Below are 18541 nucleotides of genomic sequence, written 5' to 3'. Positions count from 1 at the left end.
AATTTTCGGCCGATGACTGAATTCGCCGCAATTGCAGGCTTGATGCGTCGCGCGCCCGCCTCTCCGGAAAGATTCGATGCCCGCCCTGCTCGCCCTCGCGCTCGCCCTCTTCGCCGCCGCAACCGCGGCCCAAGCTCAATCGTCAGGAAAAGCGCAGGCTGGGCGCGACTGGCCTACGGAGAAATGCGAGCGCTACAAGGCGGCCTTCAACCAGGCCGTCGCAAAGCAAGGCAGGGCGGGCCTCGGGCAGGAGTTCCTGGCGAGCCACGATGCCTTCCTCGCCTCGAACTGCCAGGCCCGCGCCGATGTCTGCGCCCGCAGCAAGGAGGAACTCGAACTGGCGAACACGCTGGTCGTCATGGCGATGAACCGCGGCATGGCCAGCACCTTCCTGCCGTTCTACTGCCGGGGCTGAGGGTCGCTACCCCTCCCCGCGCTCCCGCCGGAGCTTCTCCCAGTACTCCAGCCGCTTCCTGATCTCGCGCTCGAAGCCGCGCTCGGGCGGGTCGTAGAAGCGCTTCCGGCCGAGCGCGTCGGGCCAGTAGTTCTGGCCGGAGAAGGCGTCGGGCGCGTCGTGGTCATAGGCGTAGTCGGCGCCATACCCCTCCTCACGCATCAGCTTCGTCGGCGCGTTGAGGATGGTCTTCGGCGGCATCAGCGAGCCGCCATCCTTCGCCGTGCGCACCGCAGCCTTGTAGGCCATGTAGGCCGCGTTCGATTTCGGCGCCGTGGCGAGGTAGATCACGCAATTGGCGAGCGCGAGCTCGCCTTCCGGCGAGCCGAGCTGCTCATAGGTCTCGGCCGCGGCGCGGGCATGGAGGAGCGCCTGCGGATCGGCCAGCCCGATATCCTCGACCGCCATCCGGACCAGCCGCCGGGCCAGGAAGCGCGGGTCCTCGCCGGCATCGAGCATGCGCGCGAAATAATAGAGCGCCGCGTCGGGGTCGGAGCCGCGGATCGTCTTGTGCAGGGCCGAGATCAGGTTGTAGTGGCCGTCCTGCGCCTTGTCGTAGATCGGCGCGCGGCGCTGGATCACCTCGGCGAGGCCCGCCTCGTCGAAGATCTCATCTGGCTTGGCGGCGCGCCAAATCTCCTCGGCCAATGTCAGCACGGCGCGCCCGTCGCCATCGGCGAAACGCGCGAGCGCCGCCCTCGCCTCAGCCGTCAGGGGCAGTTCCCGGTTCTCCAGCAGTTCCGCCCGGCCGAGCAGGAAAAGCAGCGCGCCCTCGTCCAGCGCCTTGAAGGTCAGGACGCGGGCGCGCGAGAGAAGCGCCGCATTGAGAGCGAAGGACGGATTTTCCGTCGTCGCCCCGATCAGCGTGATCGTGCCATCTTCCATCACGGGCAGGAAGGCATCGAGCTGGGCGCGGTTGAAGCGGTGGATCTCGTCGACGAAGAGCAGGGTGCCCTTGCCGCCGAGCCGGCGGGCGCGGGCCGCCTCGAAGACCTTCTTGAGATCGGCGACACCCGAAAAGATCGCGCTGATCTGCTCGAAGCCGAGATCGACCATCCCCGCCAGCAGCCGGGCCACCGTCGTCTTGCCGGTGCCGGGCGGCCCCCAGAAGATCAGGCTGCCGACCGTGCCGGAGGCGACGAGCCGCGTCAGCGCACCCTCCGGCCCCGTCAGATGCTCCTGGCCCGCCACCTCGCCGAAGGTCTTCGGCCGCAGCCGGTCGGCAAGCGGCCGCGGGCCGGACTTGTCCAGCCCCGAGGCAGAGAACAGGTCGCTCACCCGGGGAAGACCGAGGTGATCGTCTGGCCCTTGCGGGAGATCGTCACCTCCCAGGCGCGCTTGCGCTCGCGCAACGCGGTCTCGACATCGCGGGAATTCGCCATCCGCTCGCCGTTCAGGGCCATGATCAGGTCGCCCTTCTGGAAGCCGATATTGGCGGCGGTGCTGCCCTCCTCGATCTCGGCGACGACGACACCCTCGTTGCCGGTCTCGACCGAGAGTTCCTCGGCCAGCGCCGGCGAGAGGTTCGCAACCGTCAGCCCCGCAAGCGGAGAGCGGCTTGTCAGCTTCACGGTGTCGCGCGGGCGCGTCTCGGGCGCTGCGACGAGCTTGATCTGGAGATCCACCTTCTTGCCGCCGCGCAGCACGGTCATTGTCGTGGTGCCGCCGATCGGCCGGGTGGCGAAGCGATAGCCGAAGGATTCCGGGTCGTCGGCAGCGACGCCATCAACGGAAAGGATCACGTCGGAGCGGCGCAGGCCCGCCTGATCGGCCGGCCCCTTCTCGACGATACTGGCGACGACCGAGCCGGCCGGGCGGTCGAGGCCGAGCCCATCCGCGACATCGGCGGTCAGCGCCTGCAGGCGCGCGCCGAGCCAGGGACGCCGCACCGTCTTGACGCCGGCTTTGGCGCTCTCGACGACAAGGCGCACCATCGCGGCAGGGATGGCGAAGCCGATGCCGACGCTGCCGCCCGAGCGCGAATAGATCGCCGTGTTGATGCCCACGACGCGGCCCTTCATGTCCACCAGAGCGCCGCCGGAATTGCCGGGATTGATCGCCGCGTCGGTCTGGATGAAGGACTGCGCGTCACCCACGCCGATCTGCGTGCGGGCGAGCGCCGAGACAATGCCCTGCGTCACGGTCTGGCCAACGCCGAAGGGGTTGCCCATGGCGAGCACGATGTCGCCAACCTGCAGCTCGTCCGTGTCCGCAAGCTCCATGGCGGTGAGATTTTTGGCGTCGGCGAGCTTGAGCACGGCGAGATCGGTCCGCGGGTCACGCAGCAGGATCGTGGCCTCGACCTCGCGCTTATCGGCGAAGGCGACCTTCACCTCGCTCATGTTCTCGATGACGTGGTTGTTGGTCACCACGAGCCCGGCGCCCGCATCCACCACCACGCCCGAGCCGAGCGAACGCTGCACCCGCTCGCGCGGCACCCCAAAGCCGCCATCGCCGAAGAAGCGGCGGAAGAAGGGATCGTCCATGAAGGGGTTCTGCGGCCGCCGCTCGACGCGCGCGCCATAGACGTTGACGACAGCGGCCGCCGTCCGTTTCACCAGCGGCGCGAAGGAGAGCGTGATTTGCTCGCGCGTCTCCGGCACCTGCCGGGCCTGGGCGAAAGCCGTGCCGGGCGCAGCGCTCGCTGTAAGGGCACATGCGAGCATGCCGGCTGCCAGCACCGTCCGGGTTCCTGCAAAGCGATGACTCATGCTCATCCTCGTCGTGACGATCGGCTGCGCCCGAAAGCCGGGCCGCGCCGTTCCAGCTTCTACCGCCTAGAAGCGCTTGTGTTCCTGAGCGACATGTCGTGCAAGCGCCGCTCCGCGGCAAGAGCCAAGTCGCCAAAAGAAAAGGGCGGCCCGAAGACCGCCCTTTCCGAAATCGAAACGAACAGAGGCCGATCAGGCCGCCTCGTCTTCCGCCGTGAAGACCGGGCCGGAATCCTTGCCCTTGGCCTCGACGTCGCGGTCGACGAACTCGATGATCGCCATCGGGGCGTTGTCGCCGAAGCGGAAGCCCGCCTTCATGATGCGCAGATAGCCGCCGTTGCGCTCCTTGTAGCGCGGGCCGAGGACCGCGAAGAGCTTGCCGACCAGCTCGACATCCTTGATCTGCGAGATCGCCTGGCGGCGGGCGTGCAGGTCGCCGCGCTTGCCGAGCGTGATCAGCTTCTCGACGACCGGACGCAGGTCCTTCGCCTTGGGCAGGGTGGTGGTGATCTGCTCGTGCTTGATCAGGGCCTGGGCCATGTTGGCGAACATCGCCTTGCGATGCTCAGCCGAGCGGTTGAAACGACGACCGCGAAAACCGTGACGCATTGTTTGGCTCCTTCGTTGCTTACGGCCGCCGTGCCACGGAACGGCCGTCCTTTATGCTCCGGCTCGGATGAGCCGGGCCAAAGGCGCAGGCAAAGCCTGCGCCGTCTAATTTCAGTAGTGCTCCTCGAAGCGCTTTGCGAGCTCTTCGATGTTCTCCGGCGGCCAGCCCTGGACGTCCATGCCCAGATGCAGGCCCATGGTGGCGAGCACTTCCTTGATCTCGTTCAGCGACTTGCGGCCGAAGTTCGGGGTGCGCAGCATCTCGCCCTCGGACTTCTGGATGAGGTCGCCGATATAGACGATGTTGTCGTTCTTCAGGCAGTTCGCCGAGCGGACCGAAAGCTCCAGCTCGTCGACCTTCTTGAGCAGCGCCGGGTTGAAGGGCAGCTGCGGCGCGGTCGAGACGGCCTCTTCCTTGCGCGGCTCCTCGAAGGTGATGAACACCGCGAGCTGGTCCTGCAGGATGCGGGCGGCGAGCGCCAGCGCGTCCTCGGGCGTCACCGAGCCGTTGGTCTCGATCGCCAGCGTCAGCGAATCCTTGTCGAGGTTCTGGCCCTCGCGGGTGTTCTCGACGCGGTAGGAGACCTTCTTGACCGGCGAATACAGGCTGTCGACCGGGATCAGGCCGATCGGCGCATCTTCCGGACGGTTCTGCTCGGCCGGGACATAGCCCTTGCCGGTGTTGACTGTGAACTCCATCCGGATCTCGGCGCCCTCGTCGAGCGTGCAGAGCACGAGCTCGGGATTGAGGATCGAGACGTCGCCGATGGTGTTGATGTCGCCGGCGGTGACGGTGCCCGGGCCGGACTTGCGCAGCGTCATGCGCTTCGGGCCTTCGCCCTGCATCTTGACCGCGATGGCCTTGATGTTGAGGACGATGTCGGTGACGTCCTCACGGACGCCCGGAATCGAGGAGAACTCGTGCAGCACGCCGTCGATCTGGACGGCGGTGACGGCTGCGCCCTGCAGCGACGACAGCAGCACGCGGCGCAGAGCGTTGCCGAGCGTCATGCCGAAGCCGCGCTCGAGCGGACGCGCGATCACGGTGGCCTGACGCTTCGGGTCGTCTCCGACCTTCACTTCGAGCTTGTTCGGCTTGGAAAGATCCTGCCAGTTCTTGCTGATCACGACCGCACTCCTGGTGCTGAATTCATCTGGCGGCGACCGCCGCCCCGGACAGGCGCCCGCCCCTGCGGGCGCCTCGCATAAGGCTTGAGGCGTCAGACGCGACGGCGCTTGCGCGGACGGCAGCCATTGTGCGGGATCGGCGTGACGTCGCGGATCGAGGTCACGGTGAAGCCCGCGGCCTGCAGCGCGCGCAGCGCCGACTCGCGACCCGAACCCGGACCCGTCACCTCGACCTCGAGGGTGCGCATGCCGTGCTCGGCAGCCTTGCGGGCGGCATCCTCGGCGGCGACCTGCGCGGCGTACGGGGTCGACTTGCGCGAGCCCTTGAAGCCCATCGTGCCGGCCGAGGACCACGAGATCGTGTTGCCCTGCGCGTCGGTGATGGTGATCATGGTGTTGTTGAACGAGGCGTTCACATGGGCGACGCCGGAGACGATGTTCTTGCGTTCGCGACGGCGGACGCGGGTGGCTTCCTTGGCCATGGTTCTGTCTTTCATCCTTCAGGCGCGCCCGTCATTCCAGGCGCTGGGGATGCCGGCCGCCCTGTAAGGGTCAGCCGGCGCAAATACAGCGGGCCGGATTACCGGCCCACTGAAATCACTTCTTCTTGCCGGCGATCGGCTTCGCCTTGCCCTTACGGGTGCGGGCGTTGGTGTGCGTGCGCTGGCCGCGGACCGGCAGCGAGCGGCGATGACGCAGGCCGCGATAGCAGCCGAGGTCCATCAGGCGCTTGATGTTCATCGAGACCTCGCGACGCAGGTCGCCCTCGACGAGGTAGTCGCGGTCGATGGTCTCGCGGATCTGGAGAACCTCGGCGTCGGTCAGCTGGTTCACGCGGCGCTCGGCGGCGATGCCGACCTTCTCGCAGATCTCCTGGGCCTTGGCCGAGCCGATGCCGTGGATGTACTGCAGGCCGATGACGACGCGCTTGCCGGTGGGAATGTTGACGCCCGCGATACGAGCCATGATCTCATCTCCATGTCTGCCGGCTCGCCCGATGGCGTCCAGCGGTTGATTGGTATCCCGCGTCCGGTGGAGGCCGGCCCATGCGGAACGTTTATCTTGCCGCTTCCATGCAGTAACGCGACGTCGTCCCCTCTCGCGAAGGCAACGGCATCGCTCTCATGAAACCGGATGGCGGGTCGTTAGCCGGTCGGGCAGCTCGAGTCAAGCCGCCATCAACCAAGAAACATGCCAACAGCGGATCGGCCCGCGATCAGCCCCGCGCCGTCTCCGAGAGAGCGCTCTCGATCGCCGACGTCACCGTATCGATCGGCTGCATACCGTCGATGGCGGTGAGTTGGCCGCGCTTGGCGTAGTACGGAGCAACGACCGCCGTATCCCGGTTATAGGCTTCGAGCCGGGTCTTGAAGACCTCCGGGTCATCGTCCTTCCGGACCGGCTGGCCCGCCGCCTTCGCTTCCTCGGCGCGCTTGACGATGCGGTCGACGAGCTTGGTCTGGTCGACCTTGAGCTCCAGCACGGCGTCGAGCTTCAGCCCCTTGCCGTCGAGCATCCCGTCGAGCGCCTCGGCCTGTGCCAGGGTACGCGGGAAGCCGTCCAGGATGAAGCCCTTCTTCGCGTCCGGCTCCTCGATGCGGTCGGCGACGATGCCGATCACGATCTCATCGGAGACCAGCCCGCCTGCGTCCATCACCGCCTTGGCCTTCTGGCCGATCGGCGTGCCCGCAGCGACCGCTGCGCGCAGCATGTCGCCGGTGGAGAGTTGCGGAATGCCGTGCTTCGCGACAATGCGCGCGGCTTGAGTGCCCTTCCCCGCCCCGGGCGGCCCCAAGAAGATCAATCGCATCTTACCGTCGCGCTCCCCGCAATTTAGCCTTCTTGACCAGCCCCTCGTACTGATGGGCCAGCAGATGTCCGTGGATCTGTGCCACGGTATCCATGGTCGTCGTCACCACGATGAGCAGCGACGTGCCGCCCAGCAGGATGATCGGGATCTGAGCATAGGTGATCATGAACTCGGGGATAAGGCAGACGATCGTCAGATAGCCGGCGCCGAGAACGGTGATGCGGGTCAGGATGCGGTCGATATGCTCGGCCGTGCGCTCGCCCGGGCGAATGCCGGGCATGAAGCCGCCATGCTTCTTGAGATTGTCCGCCGTCTCGACCGGGTTGAACACGATCGCGGTGTAGAAGAAGCAGAAGAAGATGATCAGCGCCGCGTAGAGGATCATGAACAGCGGCCGGCCATGGGCGAGATAGGTCGCGATGGTCGACAGGATGCCAGTGGCGCCCGAAGCCTGCGAGAAGCTCGCGACGGTCGTGGGCAGCAGCAGCAGCGAGGACGCGAAGATCGGCGGGATCACGCCCGCGGTGTTGAGCTTCAGCGGCAGGAACGAGGTCTGTCCCTCATACATCCGGTTGCCGACCTGGCGCTTCGGATAGTTGATCAGCAGGCGGCGCTGCGCGCGCTCCATGAACACGCAGAAGGCGATGACGCAAACGGCCATCACCAGGATGCCGAGCAGGAGCCCGGTCGAGATCGCGCCCTGACGGCCGAGCTCGAGGGTCTGGGCGAGCTGCGACGGGAATTCGGCGATGATGCCCGCGAAGATGATCATCGAGGTGCCGTTGCCGATGCCGCGGCTGGTGATCTGCTCGCCCAGCCACAGCAGGAACATCGTGCCGCCGACGAGCGTGATCGTGGTCGAAACGAGGAAGAAGGGCCCGGGCTCGAGCACGAGGTTACCGGAACCTTGAAGACCCACGCCGATCGCATAGGCCTGGAACACGGCCAGCACGAGGGTCAGGTAGCGGGTGTACTGGTTGAGGGTCTTGCGGCCCTGCTCGCCTTCCTTCTTCAGCGCCTCGAAGCTCGGCACGACGCTGGAGAGCAGCTGCACGATGATCGAGGCCGAGATGTACGGCATGATCGCCAGTGCGAAGATGGCGAGGCGGCCGACGGCACCGCCCGAAAACATGTTGAACATGCCGAGCACGCCGGACTGGGTCTGCCGGAAGAGATCGGCCACCGCGTCGGGGTTCATGCCGGGCAGCGGGATGTAGGTGCCGAGCCGGTAGACGACAAGCGCACCCAGCGTGAACCAGATCCGCTTCTTCAGTTCGTCCGCCTTGGCGAAAGCCCCGAAATTGAGGTTTGCCGCAAGCTGTTCAGCCGCCGATGCCATGCGTCCGGTCCTTGGGTCTCAGATCAGTCCTCGGCACGACGGCCGGCGCGCTCTTCGCGCCCCGTCATGCCCGGGTCAAACAGTCGAACGGCGGCCTGGGCGCAGGCCCGGCCGCCGTTCGCAAACGTCATGTAGGCGTTAGGATCACGCCTGTGAAGCGGCAGCCAGGATCTTGACCGAACCGCCGGCCTTCTCGATCGCAGCGACAGCCGACTTGGACGCGCCGGCAACCTCGAAAGCGAGCTTGCTCTTGAGCTCGCCCACGCCGAGAATCTTGACGCCGTCCTTCGCCTGGCGGGTGATGACACCGGCGGCGACGAGCGCCTCGATGGTCACGGTACCCTTGGCGTCGAGCTTGCCGGCCTCAACCGCCTGCTGGATGCGGCCGAGGTTCACCTCGTTCAGATCCTTGGCGAAGAGGTTGTGGAAACCGCGCTTCGGCAGGCGACGATAGAGCGGCATCTGGCCGCCTTCGAAGCCCTTGACCGCCACGCCGGCGCGAGCCTTCTGGCCCTTGACGCCACGCCCGCCGGTCTTGCCCTTGCCGGAACCGATGCCCCGGCCGACGCGGATGCGCGACTTGCTCGCGCCTTCGTTGTCACGAATGTCGTTGAGTTTCATGTGACGCCCTCCTCACTTCGCGTCGATGACGCGCACGAGGTGCTTGACCTTCTCGACCATGCCACGCACCGCGGGGGTGTCCTGGAGGGTCGAGCGGCGGCGGATCTTGTTCAGCCCGAGACCGATCAGGGTCTGGCGCTGGGTGGCATCGCGGCGGATCGGGGAGCCGATCTGCTCGACGACGAGGGTCTTCTCAGCCTTTGCCATGAATCCCTCCTCACGCTTCCGCGGCCGCATCCGTGCCGGCATCGCGGCGACGGGTCTGCAGGGCCGAAACCTTGAGCGAGCGACGAGCCGCGACCGAGCGCGGGCTGTCCTCGTTCTTCAGCGCGTCGAAAGTGGCGCGCACGAGGTTGTAGGGGTTCGAGGAGCCGAGCGACTTGGACACGACGTCCTGCATGCCGACCGCCTCGAAGACGGCGCGCATCGGGCCACCGGCGATGATGCCGGTACCGGCCGGAGCCGCACGCAGCACGACCTTGCCGGCGCCATGGCGGCCCTGCACGTCGTGATGGAGGGTGCGACCCTCGCGAAGCGGGATGCGGACCAGGCCGCGCTTGGCGGCTTCGGTGGCCTTGCGGATCGCCTCGGGAACTTCACGGGCCTTGCCGTGGCCGAAGCCGACGCGGCCCTTCTGGTCGCCGACGACGACGAGCGCGGCGAAGCCGAAGCGACGACCACCCTTCACCACCTTGGCGACGCGGTTGATGTGGACGAGCTTGTCCACGAATTCGGAATCGCGGTCTTCGCTATCCCGACGCTCACGCGGCTCTCTAGCCATGTGTCTGTCCTCTTACTTGCGCGGACGAGGATCGAAGTCCCGCCGCTCGCTCGAGCCTGCCCCCGTGCCTCATTGCGCGGGGAAGCTGTGCATCGGGCCGAAAAGTGGGAGCCACTTTTCGGAAGAACCCGATGCCTTAACGCATCGATCATCGTGACCTCGTCCTTCGGACGCGCGATGATCGAGAAACGGATGCCGCCCGGCAGGTGCTCGCGCGCCTGCCGGGCGATATCCGATATCCTCAGAAGCTGAGGCCAGCCTCGCGGGCGGCCTCGGCCAGGGCCTTGACGCGGCCGTGGTACATATACGGACCACGGTCGAAGACCACTTCCTTCACGCCGGCCTTGACCGCGCGCTCGGCGACGATCTTGCCGATCGTGCCGGCGGCATCGACATTGGCGCCGGACTTGATCTGCTCGCGCAGGTCCTTGTCGAGCGACGAGGCCGAAGCGAGGGTGACCCCCTTCAGATCGTCGATGACCTGGGCGTAGATCTGCTTGCCGGTGCGATGCACCGAGAGGCGCGGGCGGCCGTTGGCGACCGCCTTGATCGCGCGGCGGACGCGAGCCTTGCGGCGCGCAGTCACATCGTTCTGCTTGCTCATGGCTGGCGTCCTTACTTCTTCTTGCCTTCCTTGCGGAAGATGAACTCGCCGGCGTACTTGACGCCCTTGCCCTTGTAGGGCTCGGGGCCGCGATAATCGCGGATCTCAGCAGCGGTCTGACCGACGATCTGCTTGTCGATGCCGACGACGACGATCTCCGTCGGCTTCGGCGTCGTGATCGAGACGCCAGCCGGGATTTCATAGTCGATGTCATGGCTGTAGCCGAGCGACAGCTTCAGCACCTTGCCAGCGACCGCGGCCTTGTAGCCGACGCCGTTGATCTCGAGCTTCTTCTCGAAGCCGGCGGTGGTGCCGATCACGAGATTGTTGATGCGGGCGCGCGAAGTGCCCCAGAGCGAGCGGGCGCGCTTCGACTGCGAGCGCGGCTGCACCGCGATCGAGCCGTCTTCCATGGCGACCGAGACGTCCTCGGGCACCACGAAGGAGAGCTCGCCCTTCGAGCCCTTGATCTTGACCAGCTGGCCGGTGACCGAGGCGGTGACGCCAGCGGGAACCGGAACCGGCTTCTTTCCGATACGAGACATTGGATTTCTCCTGAATGAGCGGCGCCTGTCGGGTCAGAAGACCCGGCAGAGCACTTCGCCGCCCACGTTTTGCTCGCGAGCCACATGATCGGCCATCACGCCCTTCGGCGTCGAGACGATCGTCACGCCGAGGCCATCGGCCACGCGCGGCATCGTATCGACCGACGAATAGACGCGGCGACCGGGCTTCGAAACACGCGAGATCGACCGGATGACCGGCAGGCCCTCGTGATACTTCAGCTCGATATCGAACTCGGTCCGGCCGTTGCCGAACTCGGTCGTCGAGTAACCGCGGATGTAACCCTCGGACTGGAGCACGTCGAGCACGCGAGCGCGCAGCTTCGAGCCGGGGGTGGAAACGCGCGACTTGCGACGCATCTGCGCATTGCGGATGCGGGTCAGCAGATCGCCGAGCGGATCAATGATTGCCATTGTCCTGTCCTCCCTTACCAGCTCGACTTCACGAGGCCCGGAACGAGCCCCTTGTTGCCGAGTTCGCGGAGCGCGACGCGCGACATCTTCATCTTGCGATAGAACGCACGCGGACGGCCCGTCACCTCGCAACGATTGCGGATGCGGTTCTTGGCCGAGTTGCGCGGCAGTTCAGCCAGCTTGAGGCGGGCGAGAAAGCGCTCGTCCATGGGCTGGTTTTCGTCATTGGCGATTGCGAGCAGACGAGCCCGGCGGCCGGCGAACTTCTTCACCAGCTTCCTGCGGCGCTCGTTGGTCTCGACGGAGCTTTTCTTAGCCATCGATCTCTCCTGGTTTCCGCGTATGAACGCTTAGGTTCACTGCCGGAACGGGAAGTTGAAGTGCTTGAGCAGGGCGCGTGCCTCGTCATCCGACTTCGCAGTCGTGCAGACGATCACGTCCATACCCAGGACCTGGTCGACCTTGTCGTAGTTGATCTCGGGGAACACGATGTGCTCCTTGATCCCGAGCGCGAAGTTGCCGCGCCCGTCGAACGACTTCGGGTTCAGGCCCCGGAAGTCGCGCACCCGCGGAAGCGCGATGGTGACGAGCCGGTCAACGAACTCGTACATCCGCGTCTTGCGCAGCGTGACCTTGCAGCCCACCGCCATGTTCTCGCGCAGCTTGAAGCCGGCGATGGCGAGGCGGGACTTGGTGATGACCGGCTTCTGGCCAGCGATCAGGGCGAGATCGCCCGCGGCGGTATCGACCTTCTTGCGGTCAGCCGTCGCCTCGCCAACGCCCATGTTGATGACGATCTTCTCGATCGTCGGCACTTCCATGACGTTCTTGTAGCCGAATTCTTCGATCATCGCGGGACGAACGACGTCCTCGTAATGCTTCTTCATGCGCGGCGAAAGCGCGCTCGTCTGAGCCTCAGCCATCGATCAGATCCCCCGAACGCTTGGCGAAACGAACCTTGCGGCCGTCATCGAGAACCTTGAAGCCGACGCGCGTCGCCTTGCCGTCCTTCGGATCGGCGACGGCAATGTTCGACAGGTTGATCGTCGCTTCCTTGCTGATGATGCCGCCCTCGGACTGCGGGGACTGCTTCGTATGGCGCTTCACGAGGTTGACGCCGCGCACTACCGCGCGCCCGTCCTTCGGCAGCACCTGGAGCACTTCACCCGACTTGCCCTTGTCGCGGCCGGCAAGCACGACGACCTTGTCGCCCTTCTTGATTTTCGCAGCCATCACAGCACCTCCGGCGCCAGCGAGATGATCTTCATGTGGTTCTTGGCGCGCAGCTCGCGCGGAACCGGTCCGAAGATACGGGTGCCGACAGGCTCCTTCTGGTTGTTGATCAGCACGGCCGCATTGCGGTCGAAGCGGATCACGGAACCGTCGGGGCGCTTGACGTCCTTGGCGGTGCGCACGACGACCGCCTTCATGACGTCGCCCTTCTTCACGCGGCCGCGCGGGATGGCTTCCTTGATCGAAACGACGATGATGTCGCCGACACCGGCGTACTTCCGCTTCGACCCGCCGAGAACCTTGATGCACATCACGCGACGGGCGCCGGAATTGTCGGCGACGTCGAGATTCGTCTGCACCTGGATCATGGCCTTGATCCTTCCAAATGGTATCAGGCGGTTTCCCGGACGGCCTCAGCGCTGGCCGGGACTACGACTGACGGGGGTCGATCGCCCCCTGGCCTCAAACAAAACATGATCCGCAAAAGTGGGAACCACCTTTGCGGAAAACACGTCCGGCTTCCTTCGGCTCGCCCCCGCGTCCTTTGGACGCAAGGAGAGGCGATCCGCTTGGTTGGGCATCGGATCAATCCGGTGCCTCGCCCTGCCCGCCCCTGAACCAGGGCCGGGCAAAGCCGTCTCGAATCACGCCTTGGGGGCGTTTTCGAGCACAACCCAGCTTTTCAGCTTGGAAATCGGCTTGGACTCCTCGATCCAGACCGTGTCACCGACCTTGAACGAACCCACCTCGTCATGAGCGTGGTAGTTCTTCGTACGGCGAACCGTCTTCTTGAGGAGCGGGTGCGTATAACGCCGCTCGACCTTCACCACAACAGTTTTGTTCTGCTTGTCGCTGACGACGACGCCCTGCAGCACGCGCTTAGGCATTTTTTTCTCCTTACGCGCTGGCCGCAACGGCCTTCGACCGCTGCAGCGTCTTGATGCGGGCGATATCCTTGCGGAGCTCGGTCACCCGCGCGGTGTTCTCGAGCTGGCCGGTGGCCTTCTGAAAGCGCAGGTTGAACTGCTCCTTCTTGAGCTTGAGCAGCTCGTCATGGAGCTGGTCCGTGCTCATGGCCTTCAGGTCGGATTGACGCTGTGTGCTTTTCATCTCGACCTCCCTCACTCGGCGATGCGCTGGATGAAGCGGGTCTTGATCGGCAGCTTGGCAGCGCCGAGACGCAGCGCCTCGCGGGCGATCTCCTCAGACACGCCGTCCAGCTCGAACATGATCCTGCCGGGCTTGACCTTGGCGGCCCAGAACTCCGGCGAACCCTTGCCCTTACCCATGCGGACTTCGGTCGGCTTCTTGGAAACCGGCACATCCGGGAAGATGCGGATCCAGACACGGCCGACGCGCTTCATGGCGCGGGTGATCGCGCGGCGAGCCGCCTCGATCTGGCGCGCGGTGACCCGCTCGGGCTCCTGGGCCTTCAGGCCAAACTGGCCGAAGTTGAGATCCGTGCCGCCCTTGGCGACGCCGGAAATGCGTCCCTTGAACTGCTTGCGGAACTTGGTGCGTTTTGGTTGCAGCATGGCTCTTCTCGATCAGCCTTACGCAGCCTGCTCGCGACGATCGCGATCACGATGATCGCGGTCACGACCGCCGGAGCGGCCGCCCTCGTCGGAGAGGCGCTTGTCCTGGGCCATCGGGTCATGTTCGAGGATCTCGCCCTTGAAGATCCAGACCTTGATGCCGCACGTCCCGTAGGTCGTGAAGGCGGTGCCGACACCGTAGTCGACATCGGCGCGCAGCGTATGCAGCGGCACCCGGCCCTCGCGATACCACTCGAGGCGAGCGATTTCGGCGCCGCCGAGGCGGCCCGAGCAGTTGATGCGGATGCCCTCGGCGCCCAGACGCATGGCCGACTGCACGGCGCGCTTCATGGCGCGACGGAAGGCGACACGGCGCTCAAGCTGCTGCGCGATCGAATCGGCGACCAGCGTGGCGTCGATCTCGGGCTTGCGCACCTCGACGATGTTGATCGTGACGTCGGCCTTGGTGAGGTTCGAGACCACCTTGCGGAGCTTCTCGATGTCGGCGCCCTTCTTGCCGATCACCACGCCCGGACGCGCCGAGTGGATGGTGACGCGGCACTTCTTGTGCGGGCGCTCAATGATGATCTTCGAGACCGCGGCCTGCTTCAGCAGCTTCATAAGGGCGGCGCGGATGGCCATGTCCTCATGCAGCAGCTTGCCGTACTCGCCCTTGTTCGCGAACCAGCGCGAATCCCAGGTCCGATTGATGCCGAGGCGAAGGCCGATCGGATTGATTTTCTGACCCATCGTTCTCTCCTCAGGCCTCTGCCGTCGCCTGCTCGCGCACGATGATCGTGATGTTCGCGAACGGCTTCAGGATACGGGCGCCACGGCCGCGGGCGCGGGCGTGGAAGCGCTTCATGACAAGCGCCTTGCCGACGAAGGCCTGGGCGACGACGAGATCGTCGACGTCGAGGTCATGATTGTTCTCGGCGTTGGCGATCGCGCTCTGCAGACACTTGCGAACGTCGTTCGCGATGCGCTTGCGAGAGAACTCGAGATCGGCGAGCGCCGTCGAGACCTTCTTGCCGCGGATCAGCTGAGCGACGAGGTTCAGCTTCTGCGGCGAGACACGCAGGTTGCGGGCGACCGCAACCGCTTCGTTCTCGGGCAGCGCACGGGGGGCTGATGCTTTACCCATGGCTTACTTCCTCTTCGCCTTCTTGTCGGCAGCGTGGCCGTGGAAGGTGCGGGTCGGCGAGAACTCGCCGAACTTGTGACCCACCATTTCCTCGGACACGTTCACCGGCACATGCTTCGCGCCGTTGTAGACGCCGAACGTCAGACCGACGAACTGCGGCAGGATCGTGGAGCGGCGGCTCCAGATCTTGATGACTTCATTTCGGCCCGAGGTCCTGGCGACCTCGGCCTTCTTCAGGAGGTATCCGTCGACGAACGGACCTTTCCAAAGCGAACGCGCCATGACGGACCTCAGTTCTTCTTCTTGCGGGCGTGACGGCTCGACACGATGAACGTATCGGTCCGCTTGTTCGAGCGGGTCTTCTTGCCCTTGGTCGGCAGACCCCAGGGCGTGACCGGATGACGGCCACCCGAGGTGCGGCCTTCGCCGCCGCCATGCGGATGGTCAACCGGGTTCATCGAGACGCCGCGGTTATGCGGGCGACGGCCGAGCCAGCGCGAGCGACCGGCCTTGCCGTCGTTCCGGTTCATGTGATCCGGGTTCGAGACGGCGCCGACCGTGGCGTAGCACTGGCCCGAGATCAGGCGCTGCTCGCCCGAGTTCAGGCGGACGATGACGTAGCCCTGGTCGCGACCAACGATCTGGGCGTAGTTGCCGGCCGAACGGGCCACGGCGCCGCCCTTGCCGATCTTGAGCTCGACATTGTGGACGATCGTGCCGATCGGCAGCGAGCCCATCGGGGCTGCGTTACCGGGCTTCACGTCGACCGCGTCACCGGCGACGACCGTGTCGCCGACAGCCAGGCGCTGAGGCGCCAGGATGTAGGACTGCTCGCCGTCCTGATACTTGATCAGGGCGATGAAGGCGGACCGGTTCGGATCGTACTCGAGCCGCTCGACGGTGGCCGGGATGCCGGCCTTGCCGCGACGCTTGAAGTCGATCAGGCGCAGCGTGCGCTTGTGACCGCCGCCGCGGAAGCGGACGGTGATACGGCCGAGGTTGTTGCGGCCGCCCGAGGAGCTCTTGCCCTCGGTCAGCACCTTGACCGGCTTGCCCTTGTAGAGCTCGCTGCGGTCGACGATCACGAGCTGGCGAAGGCTCGGCGTGATCGGCTTGAAATTCTTCAGAGCCATGATGGCGATCCTTCCCTCAGAGGCCCGTGGTCACGTCGATCGAGTGGCCCTCTTCGAGGGTCACAACGGCCTTCTTGACGTCCGAGCGCTGGCCGAGGCGGCCACGGAAGACCTTGACCTTGCCTTCGGTGACGATCGTGTTGACGCTCTTGACCTTGACTTCGAAGAGCTTCTCGATCGCCGCCTTGATCTGCGGCTTGGTCGCGGTGCGGGCAACCTTGAAGACGACCTTGTTGTGCTCGGAGAGCATCGTCGCCTTCTCGGTGATGACGGGCGCCACGATCACGTCGTAGTGGCGCGGGTCCATGTTCTTGGACTGGCTCATTTGAAGCGCGCCTCCAGCGCATCGACGGCCGCGCGCGTCAGGACGAGCTTGTCGCGACGCAGGATGTCGTAGACGTTGATGCCCTGGACCGGCAGCACGTCGACGTTCGGGATCGAGCGGGCGGCCAGGCCGAAGTTCGTATCGATCTCGGCGCCGCCGATGATCAGCGCGCTCGACAGGTCGAGCTTGCCGAAATGCCCGAGCAGCACCTTGGTCTTCGGCTCGGACAGCGTGGCGTCATCGATGATGATGATGCCGGCGTCCTTCGCCTTGGCCGAGAGCGCATGGCGCAGCGCCAGAGCACGGACCTTCTTGGGCAGCTCGTGAGCGTGGTCACGCACGACCGGACCGAAGGCCTTGCCGCCGCCGCGGAACTGCGGAGCGGAAGCCGCACCGTGGCGAGCACCGCCGGTGCCCTTCTGCTTGTAGATCTTCTTGCGGGTGCGATCGATCTCCGAGCGGCCCTTGGACTTGTGGGTCCCGGCGCGGCGCTTGGCGAGCTGATAGCGGACCATGCGGGCGAGCAGGTCGGCGCGCGGCTCAAGGCCGAACACGGTATCCGACAGCTCGACCGAACCGGCCGACTTGCCCTCGAGAGTGGTGATATCGAGTTTCATCACGCGTTCTCCTCAGCCTGGGCCGCAGGAGCCTCTTCCGCCTTGCTCTCGCCGGTGACCTTGAACTTGCCCGGCAGCGGCGCATCCTTGGGCAGGGCGCGCTTGACGGCGTCGCGGACATGGATCCAGCCGCCGGCGACGCCGGGAACGGCGCCCTCGACGAGGATCAGGCCACGGTCGGCATCCGTCTGGACGACGCGCAGGTTCTGCGTGGTGACGCGCTCGGCGCCGAGATGGCCCGGCATCTTCTTGTTCTTGAAGGTCTTGCCCGGATCCTGACGGCCGCCGGTCGAACCGATCGAGCGGTGCGAGACCGAAACGCCGTGCGTGGCGCGCAGACCGCCGAAGTTCCAGCGCTTCATGCCGCCGGCGAAGCCCTTGCCGGTGGTGGTGCCGGAGACGTCGACGAACTGGCCGACGACGAAGTGGTCCGCGGTCAGCTCGGCGCCAACAGGGATCAGCGCGTCATCGCTGACGCGGAACTCGACCACCTTGCGCTTCGGCTCGACCTTGGCAACCGCGAAATGACCGCGCTCCGCCTTCGAGACGTTCTTCACCTTCGCCGTGCCGGAGCCCAGCTGCACGGCCACATAGCCGTTCTTCTCTTTCGTGCGATGCGCGACAACCTGGCAGTTGTCGAGCTTCAGCACGGTGACCGGGATATGCTCGCCGGCATCGGTGAAGATGCGGGTCATCCCGACTTTCTGTGCAATCACACCGGAACGCATCGGTGCATACCTTCCTTTGGGGTCATGTCCATCCGGGGATGCCGGAAACAGAGGACCCGTAAATGGATCAGAGCTTGATTTCGACGTCGACGCCGGCGGCGAGATCGAGCTTCATGAGGGCGTCGACCGTCTGGGGGGTCGGATCGACGATATCGAGGACCCGCTTGTGGGTCCGCATCTCGAACTGCTCGCGCGACTTCTTGTCGATGTGCGGCGAGCGGTTGACCGTGAACTTCTCGATGAGCGTGGGCAGCGGGATCGGTCCGCGGACCTGGGCGCCCGTCCGCTTCGCGGTCGACACGATCTCACGCGTCGAAGCGTCGAGGATACGGTGATCGAACGCCTTGAGGCGGATCCGAATGTTCTGACCGTTCATGGTCTTGTTCTCTCCGTGACGTGAAAAGGCGAAAGCCCAGAAGGGCCCTCGCCCTCACGAAAACGCGTTACGCGATGATGCTGGCGACGACGCCTGCGCCGACGGTGCGACCGCCTTCGCGGATGGCGAAGCGCAGCTTCTCTTCCATCGCGATCGGGGCGATCAGCGTCACCTCCATCGAGATGTTGTCGCCCGGCATCACCATCTCCGTGCCCTCAGGCAGCGTCACCACGCCGGTCACGTCCGTCGTGCGGAAGTAGAACTGCGGGCGGTAGTTGGTGAAGAACGGCGTGTGGCGGCCGCCCTCTTCCTTCGTCAGGATGTAGGCCTCGGCCTTGAACTTCGTGTGCGGCTTCACAGAGCCCGGCTTGCACAGCACCTGGCCGCGCTCGACGTCCTCACGCTTCGTGCCGCGC

General features: G+C 65.5%; 31 protein-coding genes. 1 reads left to right on the top strand and 30 read right to left on the bottom strand.

The annotated features are described in order from the left end of the window. Positions 1-76: 76 nt before the first annotated feature. Entirely contained in the window at positions 77-415 is a 339-nt protein-coding gene (locus BoBH3_RS22515; RefSeq protein ID WP_262333104.1) for a hypothetical protein, read from the top strand. Positions 416-421: 6 nt separating this feature from the next. Here the strand turns inward: BoBH3_RS22515 and BoBH3_RS22510 are convergent, their stop codons facing one another. From BoBH3_RS22510 to BoBH3_RS22365, 30 genes are all read right to left on the bottom strand, one after another. Next, entirely contained in the window at positions 422-1732 is a 1311-nt protein-coding gene (locus BoBH3_RS22510; protein WP_262333103.1) for a replication-associated recombination protein A, read from the bottom strand. Beyond that, complete coding sequence (locus BoBH3_RS22505; protein ID WP_262333102.1) at positions 1729-3165, bottom strand: DegQ family serine endoprotease; 1437 nt, start codon at positions 3163-3165, stop codon at positions 1729-1731. The genes BoBH3_RS22510 and BoBH3_RS22505 overlap by 4 nt, the downstream gene beginning before the upstream one ends. Positions 3166-3357: 192 nt before the next feature. Continuing rightward, on the bottom strand, positions 3358-3774 hold the full coding sequence (gene rplQ / locus BoBH3_RS22500; RefSeq protein ID WP_262333101.1) for a 50S ribosomal protein L17: 417 nt from the start codon (positions 3772-3774) through the stop codon (positions 3358-3360). A gap of 111 nt (positions 3775-3885) precedes the next feature. Next, a complete protein-coding gene (locus BoBH3_RS22495; protein ID WP_262333100.1) occupies positions 3886-4902 on the bottom strand; it encodes a DNA-directed RNA polymerase subunit alpha in 1017 nt (338 codons plus the stop codon). Positions 4903-4994: 92 nt separating this feature from the next. Continuing rightward, complete coding sequence (gene rpsK, locus BoBH3_RS22490) at positions 4995-5384, bottom strand: 30S ribosomal protein S11 (protein ID WP_038365430.1); 390 nt, start codon at positions 5382-5384, stop codon at positions 4995-4997. A 115-nt stretch (positions 5385-5499) separates the two neighbouring features. Further along, on the bottom strand, positions 5500-5868 hold the full coding sequence (rpsM, locus tag BoBH3_RS22485) for a 30S ribosomal protein S13 (protein WP_262333099.1): 369 nt from the start codon (positions 5866-5868) through the stop codon (positions 5500-5502). 250 nt (positions 5869-6118) lie between these two features. Next, the gene (locus BoBH3_RS22480; protein WP_262333098.1) at positions 6119-6712 is read right to left on the bottom strand and encodes an adenylate kinase; all 594 of its coding nucleotides are present in this window, start codon (positions 6710-6712) and stop codon (positions 6119-6121) included. 1 nt (position 6713) lies between these two features. Next, on the bottom strand, positions 6714-8051 hold the full coding sequence (gene secY / locus BoBH3_RS22475) for a preprotein translocase subunit SecY (protein ID WP_262333097.1): 1338 nt from the start codon (positions 8049-8051) through the stop codon (positions 6714-6716). A gap of 144 nt (positions 8052-8195) precedes the next feature. Further along, positions 8196-8672: a 50S ribosomal protein L15 gene (gene rplO, locus BoBH3_RS22470; protein ID WP_262333096.1), complete on the bottom strand. Its 477-nt coding sequence runs from the start codon at positions 8670-8672 to the stop codon at positions 8196-8198. A 12-nt stretch (positions 8673-8684) separates the two neighbouring features. Continuing rightward, complete coding sequence (rpmD, locus tag BoBH3_RS22465) at positions 8685-8879, bottom strand: 50S ribosomal protein L30 (protein ID WP_262333095.1); 195 nt, start codon at positions 8877-8879, stop codon at positions 8685-8687. Positions 8880-8889: 10 nt separating this feature from the next. Then, positions 8890-9453, bottom strand: a complete 564-nt coding sequence (gene rpsE / locus BoBH3_RS22460) for a 30S ribosomal protein S5 (protein WP_262333094.1) — start codon at positions 9451-9453, stop codon at positions 8890-8892. 241 nt (positions 9454-9694) lie between these two features. Then, on the bottom strand, positions 9695-10057 hold the full coding sequence (gene rplR / locus BoBH3_RS22455; RefSeq protein WP_262333093.1) for a 50S ribosomal protein L18: 363 nt from the start codon (positions 10055-10057) through the stop codon (positions 9695-9697). Positions 10058-10068: 11 nt separating this feature from the next. Next, entirely contained in the window at positions 10069-10602 is a 534-nt protein-coding gene (rplF, locus tag BoBH3_RS22450) for a 50S ribosomal protein L6 (RefSeq protein ID WP_262333092.1), read from the bottom strand. A gap of 33 nt (positions 10603-10635) precedes the next feature. Further along, the gene (gene rpsH / locus BoBH3_RS22445) at positions 10636-11034 is read right to left on the bottom strand and encodes a 30S ribosomal protein S8 (protein ID WP_262333091.1); all 399 of its coding nucleotides are present in this window, start codon (positions 11032-11034) and stop codon (positions 10636-10638) included. A 14-nt stretch (positions 11035-11048) separates the two neighbouring features. Then, a complete protein-coding gene (gene rpsN / locus BoBH3_RS22440) occupies positions 11049-11354 on the bottom strand; it encodes a 30S ribosomal protein S14 (RefSeq protein WP_112581129.1) in 306 nt (101 codons plus the stop codon). 36 nt (positions 11355-11390) lie between these two features. Beyond that, positions 11391-11957, bottom strand: coding sequence for a 50S ribosomal protein L5 (gene rplE / locus BoBH3_RS22435; RefSeq protein ID WP_262333090.1), 567 nt, complete (start codon positions 11955-11957; stop codon positions 11391-11393). After that, on the bottom strand, positions 11950-12267 hold the full coding sequence (gene rplX, locus BoBH3_RS22430; RefSeq protein WP_262333089.1) for a 50S ribosomal protein L24: 318 nt from the start codon (positions 12265-12267) through the stop codon (positions 11950-11952). Before rplX ends, rplE begins: the two co-directional genes overlap by 8 nt. Next, entirely contained in the window at positions 12267-12635 is a 369-nt protein-coding gene (gene rplN, locus BoBH3_RS22425; protein WP_089175051.1) for a 50S ribosomal protein L14, read from the bottom strand. Before rplN ends, rplX begins: the two co-directional genes overlap by 1 nt. 276 nt (positions 12636-12911) lie before the next feature. Next, the gene (rpsQ, locus tag BoBH3_RS22420; RefSeq protein ID WP_262333088.1) at positions 12912-13154 is read right to left on the bottom strand and encodes a 30S ribosomal protein S17; all 243 of its coding nucleotides are present in this window, start codon (positions 13152-13154) and stop codon (positions 12912-12914) included. Between the two features lie 10 nt (positions 13155-13164). Further along, the gene (gene rpmC, locus BoBH3_RS22415; RefSeq protein WP_262333087.1) at positions 13165-13377 is read right to left on the bottom strand and encodes a 50S ribosomal protein L29; all 213 of its coding nucleotides are present in this window, start codon (positions 13375-13377) and stop codon (positions 13165-13167) included. 11 nt (positions 13378-13388) lie between these two features. Beyond that, positions 13389-13802 carry a 50S ribosomal protein L16 gene (gene rplP, locus BoBH3_RS22410; protein ID WP_038365403.1) on the bottom strand — a complete coding sequence of 138 codons (414 nt, stop codon included), beginning with the start codon at positions 13800-13802 and terminating at the stop codon, positions 13389-13391. Positions 13803-13820: 18 nt separating this feature from the next. Further along, the gene (gene rpsC / locus BoBH3_RS22405) at positions 13821-14552 is read right to left on the bottom strand and encodes a 30S ribosomal protein S3 (RefSeq protein WP_262333086.1); all 732 of its coding nucleotides are present in this window, start codon (positions 14550-14552) and stop codon (positions 13821-13823) included. 10 nt (positions 14553-14562) lie between these two features. Then, positions 14563-14946 (bottom strand): 50S ribosomal protein L22, encoded by a 384-nt coding sequence (gene rplV, locus BoBH3_RS22400; RefSeq protein WP_262333085.1) that lies wholly within the window; start codon positions 14944-14946, stop codon positions 14563-14565. A gap of 3 nt (positions 14947-14949) precedes the next feature. Further along, on the bottom strand, positions 14950-15228 hold the full coding sequence (gene rpsS, locus BoBH3_RS22395) for a 30S ribosomal protein S19 (RefSeq protein ID WP_262333084.1): 279 nt from the start codon (positions 15226-15228) through the stop codon (positions 14950-14952). Between the two features lie 8 nt (positions 15229-15236). Continuing rightward, positions 15237-16079, bottom strand: a complete 843-nt coding sequence (gene rplB, locus BoBH3_RS22390) for a 50S ribosomal protein L2 (RefSeq protein WP_262333083.1) — start codon at positions 16077-16079, stop codon at positions 15237-15239. 16 nt (positions 16080-16095) lie between these two features. Further along, the gene (locus tag BoBH3_RS22385; RefSeq protein ID WP_262333082.1) at positions 16096-16404 is read right to left on the bottom strand and encodes a 50S ribosomal protein L23; all 309 of its coding nucleotides are present in this window, start codon (positions 16402-16404) and stop codon (positions 16096-16098) included. Further along, on the bottom strand, positions 16401-17021 hold the full coding sequence (rplD, locus tag BoBH3_RS22380; protein ID WP_262333081.1) for a 50S ribosomal protein L4: 621 nt from the start codon (positions 17019-17021) through the stop codon (positions 16401-16403). Before rplD ends, BoBH3_RS22385 begins: the two co-directional genes overlap by 4 nt. Then, a complete protein-coding gene (gene rplC / locus BoBH3_RS22375) occupies positions 17021-17749 on the bottom strand; it encodes a 50S ribosomal protein L3 (RefSeq protein ID WP_262333080.1) in 729 nt (242 codons plus the stop codon). Before rplC ends, rplD begins: the two co-directional genes overlap by 1 nt. 67 nt (positions 17750-17816) lie before the next feature. Further along, positions 17817-18125, bottom strand: coding sequence for a 30S ribosomal protein S10 (gene rpsJ / locus BoBH3_RS22370; RefSeq protein ID WP_043237115.1), 309 nt, complete (start codon positions 18123-18125; stop codon positions 17817-17819). A gap of 67 nt (positions 18126-18192) precedes the next feature. Then, positions 18193-18541, bottom strand: a 349-nt coding sequence (locus BoBH3_RS22365) for an EF-Tu C-terminal domain-related protein (protein ID WP_465247132.1), incomplete at its 5' end; no start/stop codon positions are given.

Source organism: Allobosea sp. BH3 (assembly GCF_025499465.1).
GTDB lineage: Bacteria > Pseudomonadota > Alphaproteobacteria > Rhizobiales > Beijerinckiaceae > Allobosea.
The sequence above is the reverse complement of the archived record's forward strand: the minus strand, read 5'-3'. Positions and strand labels throughout refer to the sequence as shown.

Excerpts from the sequence above, each read along its gene's own strand:
- rpmC (WP_262333087.1), bottom strand. The coding sequence starts at position 13,377 with ATGAAAAGCACACAGCGTCAATCCGACCTGAAGGCCATGAGCACGGAC.
- BoBH3_RS22385 (WP_262333082.1), bottom strand. The coding sequence starts at position 16,404 with ATGAGCCAGTCCAAGAACATGGACCCGCGCCACTACGACGTGATCGTG.
- rpsN (WP_112581129.1), bottom strand. The coding sequence starts at position 11,354 with ATGGCTAAGAAAAGCTCCGTCGAGACCAACGAGCGCCGCAGGAAGCTG.
- rplC (WP_262333080.1), bottom strand. The coding sequence starts at position 17,749 with ATGCGTTCCGGTGTGATTGCACAGAAAGTCGGGATGACCCGCATCTTC.
- rpsE (WP_262333094.1), bottom strand. The coding sequence starts at position 9,453 with ATGGCTAGAGAGCCGCGTGAGCGTCGGGATAGCGAAGACCGCGATTCC.
- BoBH3_RS22515 (WP_262333104.1), top strand. The coding sequence starts at position 77 with ATGCCCGCCCTGCTCGCCCTCGCGCTCGCCCTCTTCGCCGCCGCAACC.
- rplV (WP_262333085.1), bottom strand. The coding sequence starts at position 14,946 with ATGGGTAAAGCATCAGCCCCCCGTGCGCTGCCCGAGAACGAAGCGGTT.
- rplO (WP_262333096.1), bottom strand. The coding sequence starts at position 8,672 with ATGAAACTCAACGACATTCGTGACAACGAAGGCGCGAGCAAGTCGCGC.
- BoBH3_RS22480 (WP_262333098.1), bottom strand. The coding sequence starts at position 6,712 with ATGCGATTGATCTTCTTGGGGCCGCCCGGGGCGGGGAAGGGCACTCAA.
- rpsK (WP_038365430.1), bottom strand. The coding sequence starts at position 5,384 with ATGGCCAAGGAAGCCACCCGCGTCCGCCGTCGCGAACGCAAGAACATC.
- rplQ (WP_262333101.1), bottom strand. The coding sequence starts at position 3,774 with ATGCGTCACGGTTTTCGCGGTCGTCGTTTCAACCGCTCGGCTGAGCAT.
- rplP (WP_038365403.1), bottom strand. The coding sequence starts at position 13,802 with ATGCTGCAACCAAAACGCACCAAGTTCCGCAAGCAGTTCAAGGGACGC.
- rplR (WP_262333093.1), bottom strand. The coding sequence starts at position 10,057 with ATGAGCAAGCAGAACGATGTGACTGCGCGCCGCAAGGCTCGCGTCCGC.
- rplN (WP_089175051.1), bottom strand. The coding sequence starts at position 12,635 with ATGATCCAGGTGCAGACGAATCTCGACGTCGCCGACAATTCCGGCGCC.
- secY (WP_262333097.1), bottom strand. The coding sequence starts at position 8,051 with ATGGCATCGGCGGCTGAACAGCTTGCGGCAAACCTCAATTTCGGGGCT.
- rplE (WP_262333090.1), bottom strand. The coding sequence starts at position 11,957 with ATGGCTGAGGCTCAGACGAGCGCGCTTTCGCCGCGCATGAAGAAGCAT.
- rpmD (WP_262333095.1), bottom strand. The coding sequence starts at position 8,879 with ATGGCAAAGGCTGAGAAGACCCTCGTCGTCGAGCAGATCGGCTCCCCG.
- rpsC (WP_262333086.1), bottom strand. The coding sequence starts at position 14,552 with ATGGGTCAGAAAATCAATCCGATCGGCCTTCGCCTCGGCATCAATCGG.
- rpsS (WP_262333084.1), bottom strand. The coding sequence starts at position 15,228 with ATGGCGCGTTCGCTTTGGAAAGGTCCGTTCGTCGACGGATACCTCCTG.
- rplX (WP_262333089.1), bottom strand. The coding sequence starts at position 12,267 with ATGGCTGCGAAAATCAAGAAGGGCGACAAGGTCGTCGTGCTTGCCGGC.
- rplB (WP_262333083.1), bottom strand. The coding sequence starts at position 16,079 with ATGGCTCTGAAGAATTTCAAGCCGATCACGCCGAGCCTTCGCCAGCTC.
- rplF (WP_262333092.1), bottom strand. The coding sequence starts at position 10,602 with ATGTCTCGTATCGGAAAGAAGCCGGTTCCGGTTCCCGCTGGCGTCACC.
- BoBH3_RS22505 (WP_262333102.1), bottom strand. The coding sequence starts at position 3,165 with ATGAGTCATCGCTTTGCAGGAACCCGGACGGTGCTGGCAGCCGGCATG.
- rpsM (WP_262333099.1), bottom strand. The coding sequence starts at position 5,868 with ATGGCTCGTATCGCGGGCGTCAACATTCCCACCGGCAAGCGCGTCGTC.
- rpsJ (WP_043237115.1), bottom strand. The coding sequence starts at position 18,125 with ATGAACGGTCAGAACATTCGGATCCGCCTCAAGGCGTTCGATCACCGT.
- rplD (WP_262333081.1), bottom strand. The coding sequence starts at position 17,021 with ATGAAACTCGATATCACCACTCTCGAGGGCAAGTCGGCCGGTTCGGTC.
- rpsH (WP_262333091.1), bottom strand. The coding sequence starts at position 11,034 with ATGGCAATCATTGATCCGCTCGGCGATCTGCTGACCCGCATCCGCAAT.
- rpsQ (WP_262333088.1), bottom strand. The coding sequence starts at position 13,154 with ATGCCTAAGCGCGTGCTGCAGGGCGTCGTCGTCAGCGACAAGCAGAAC.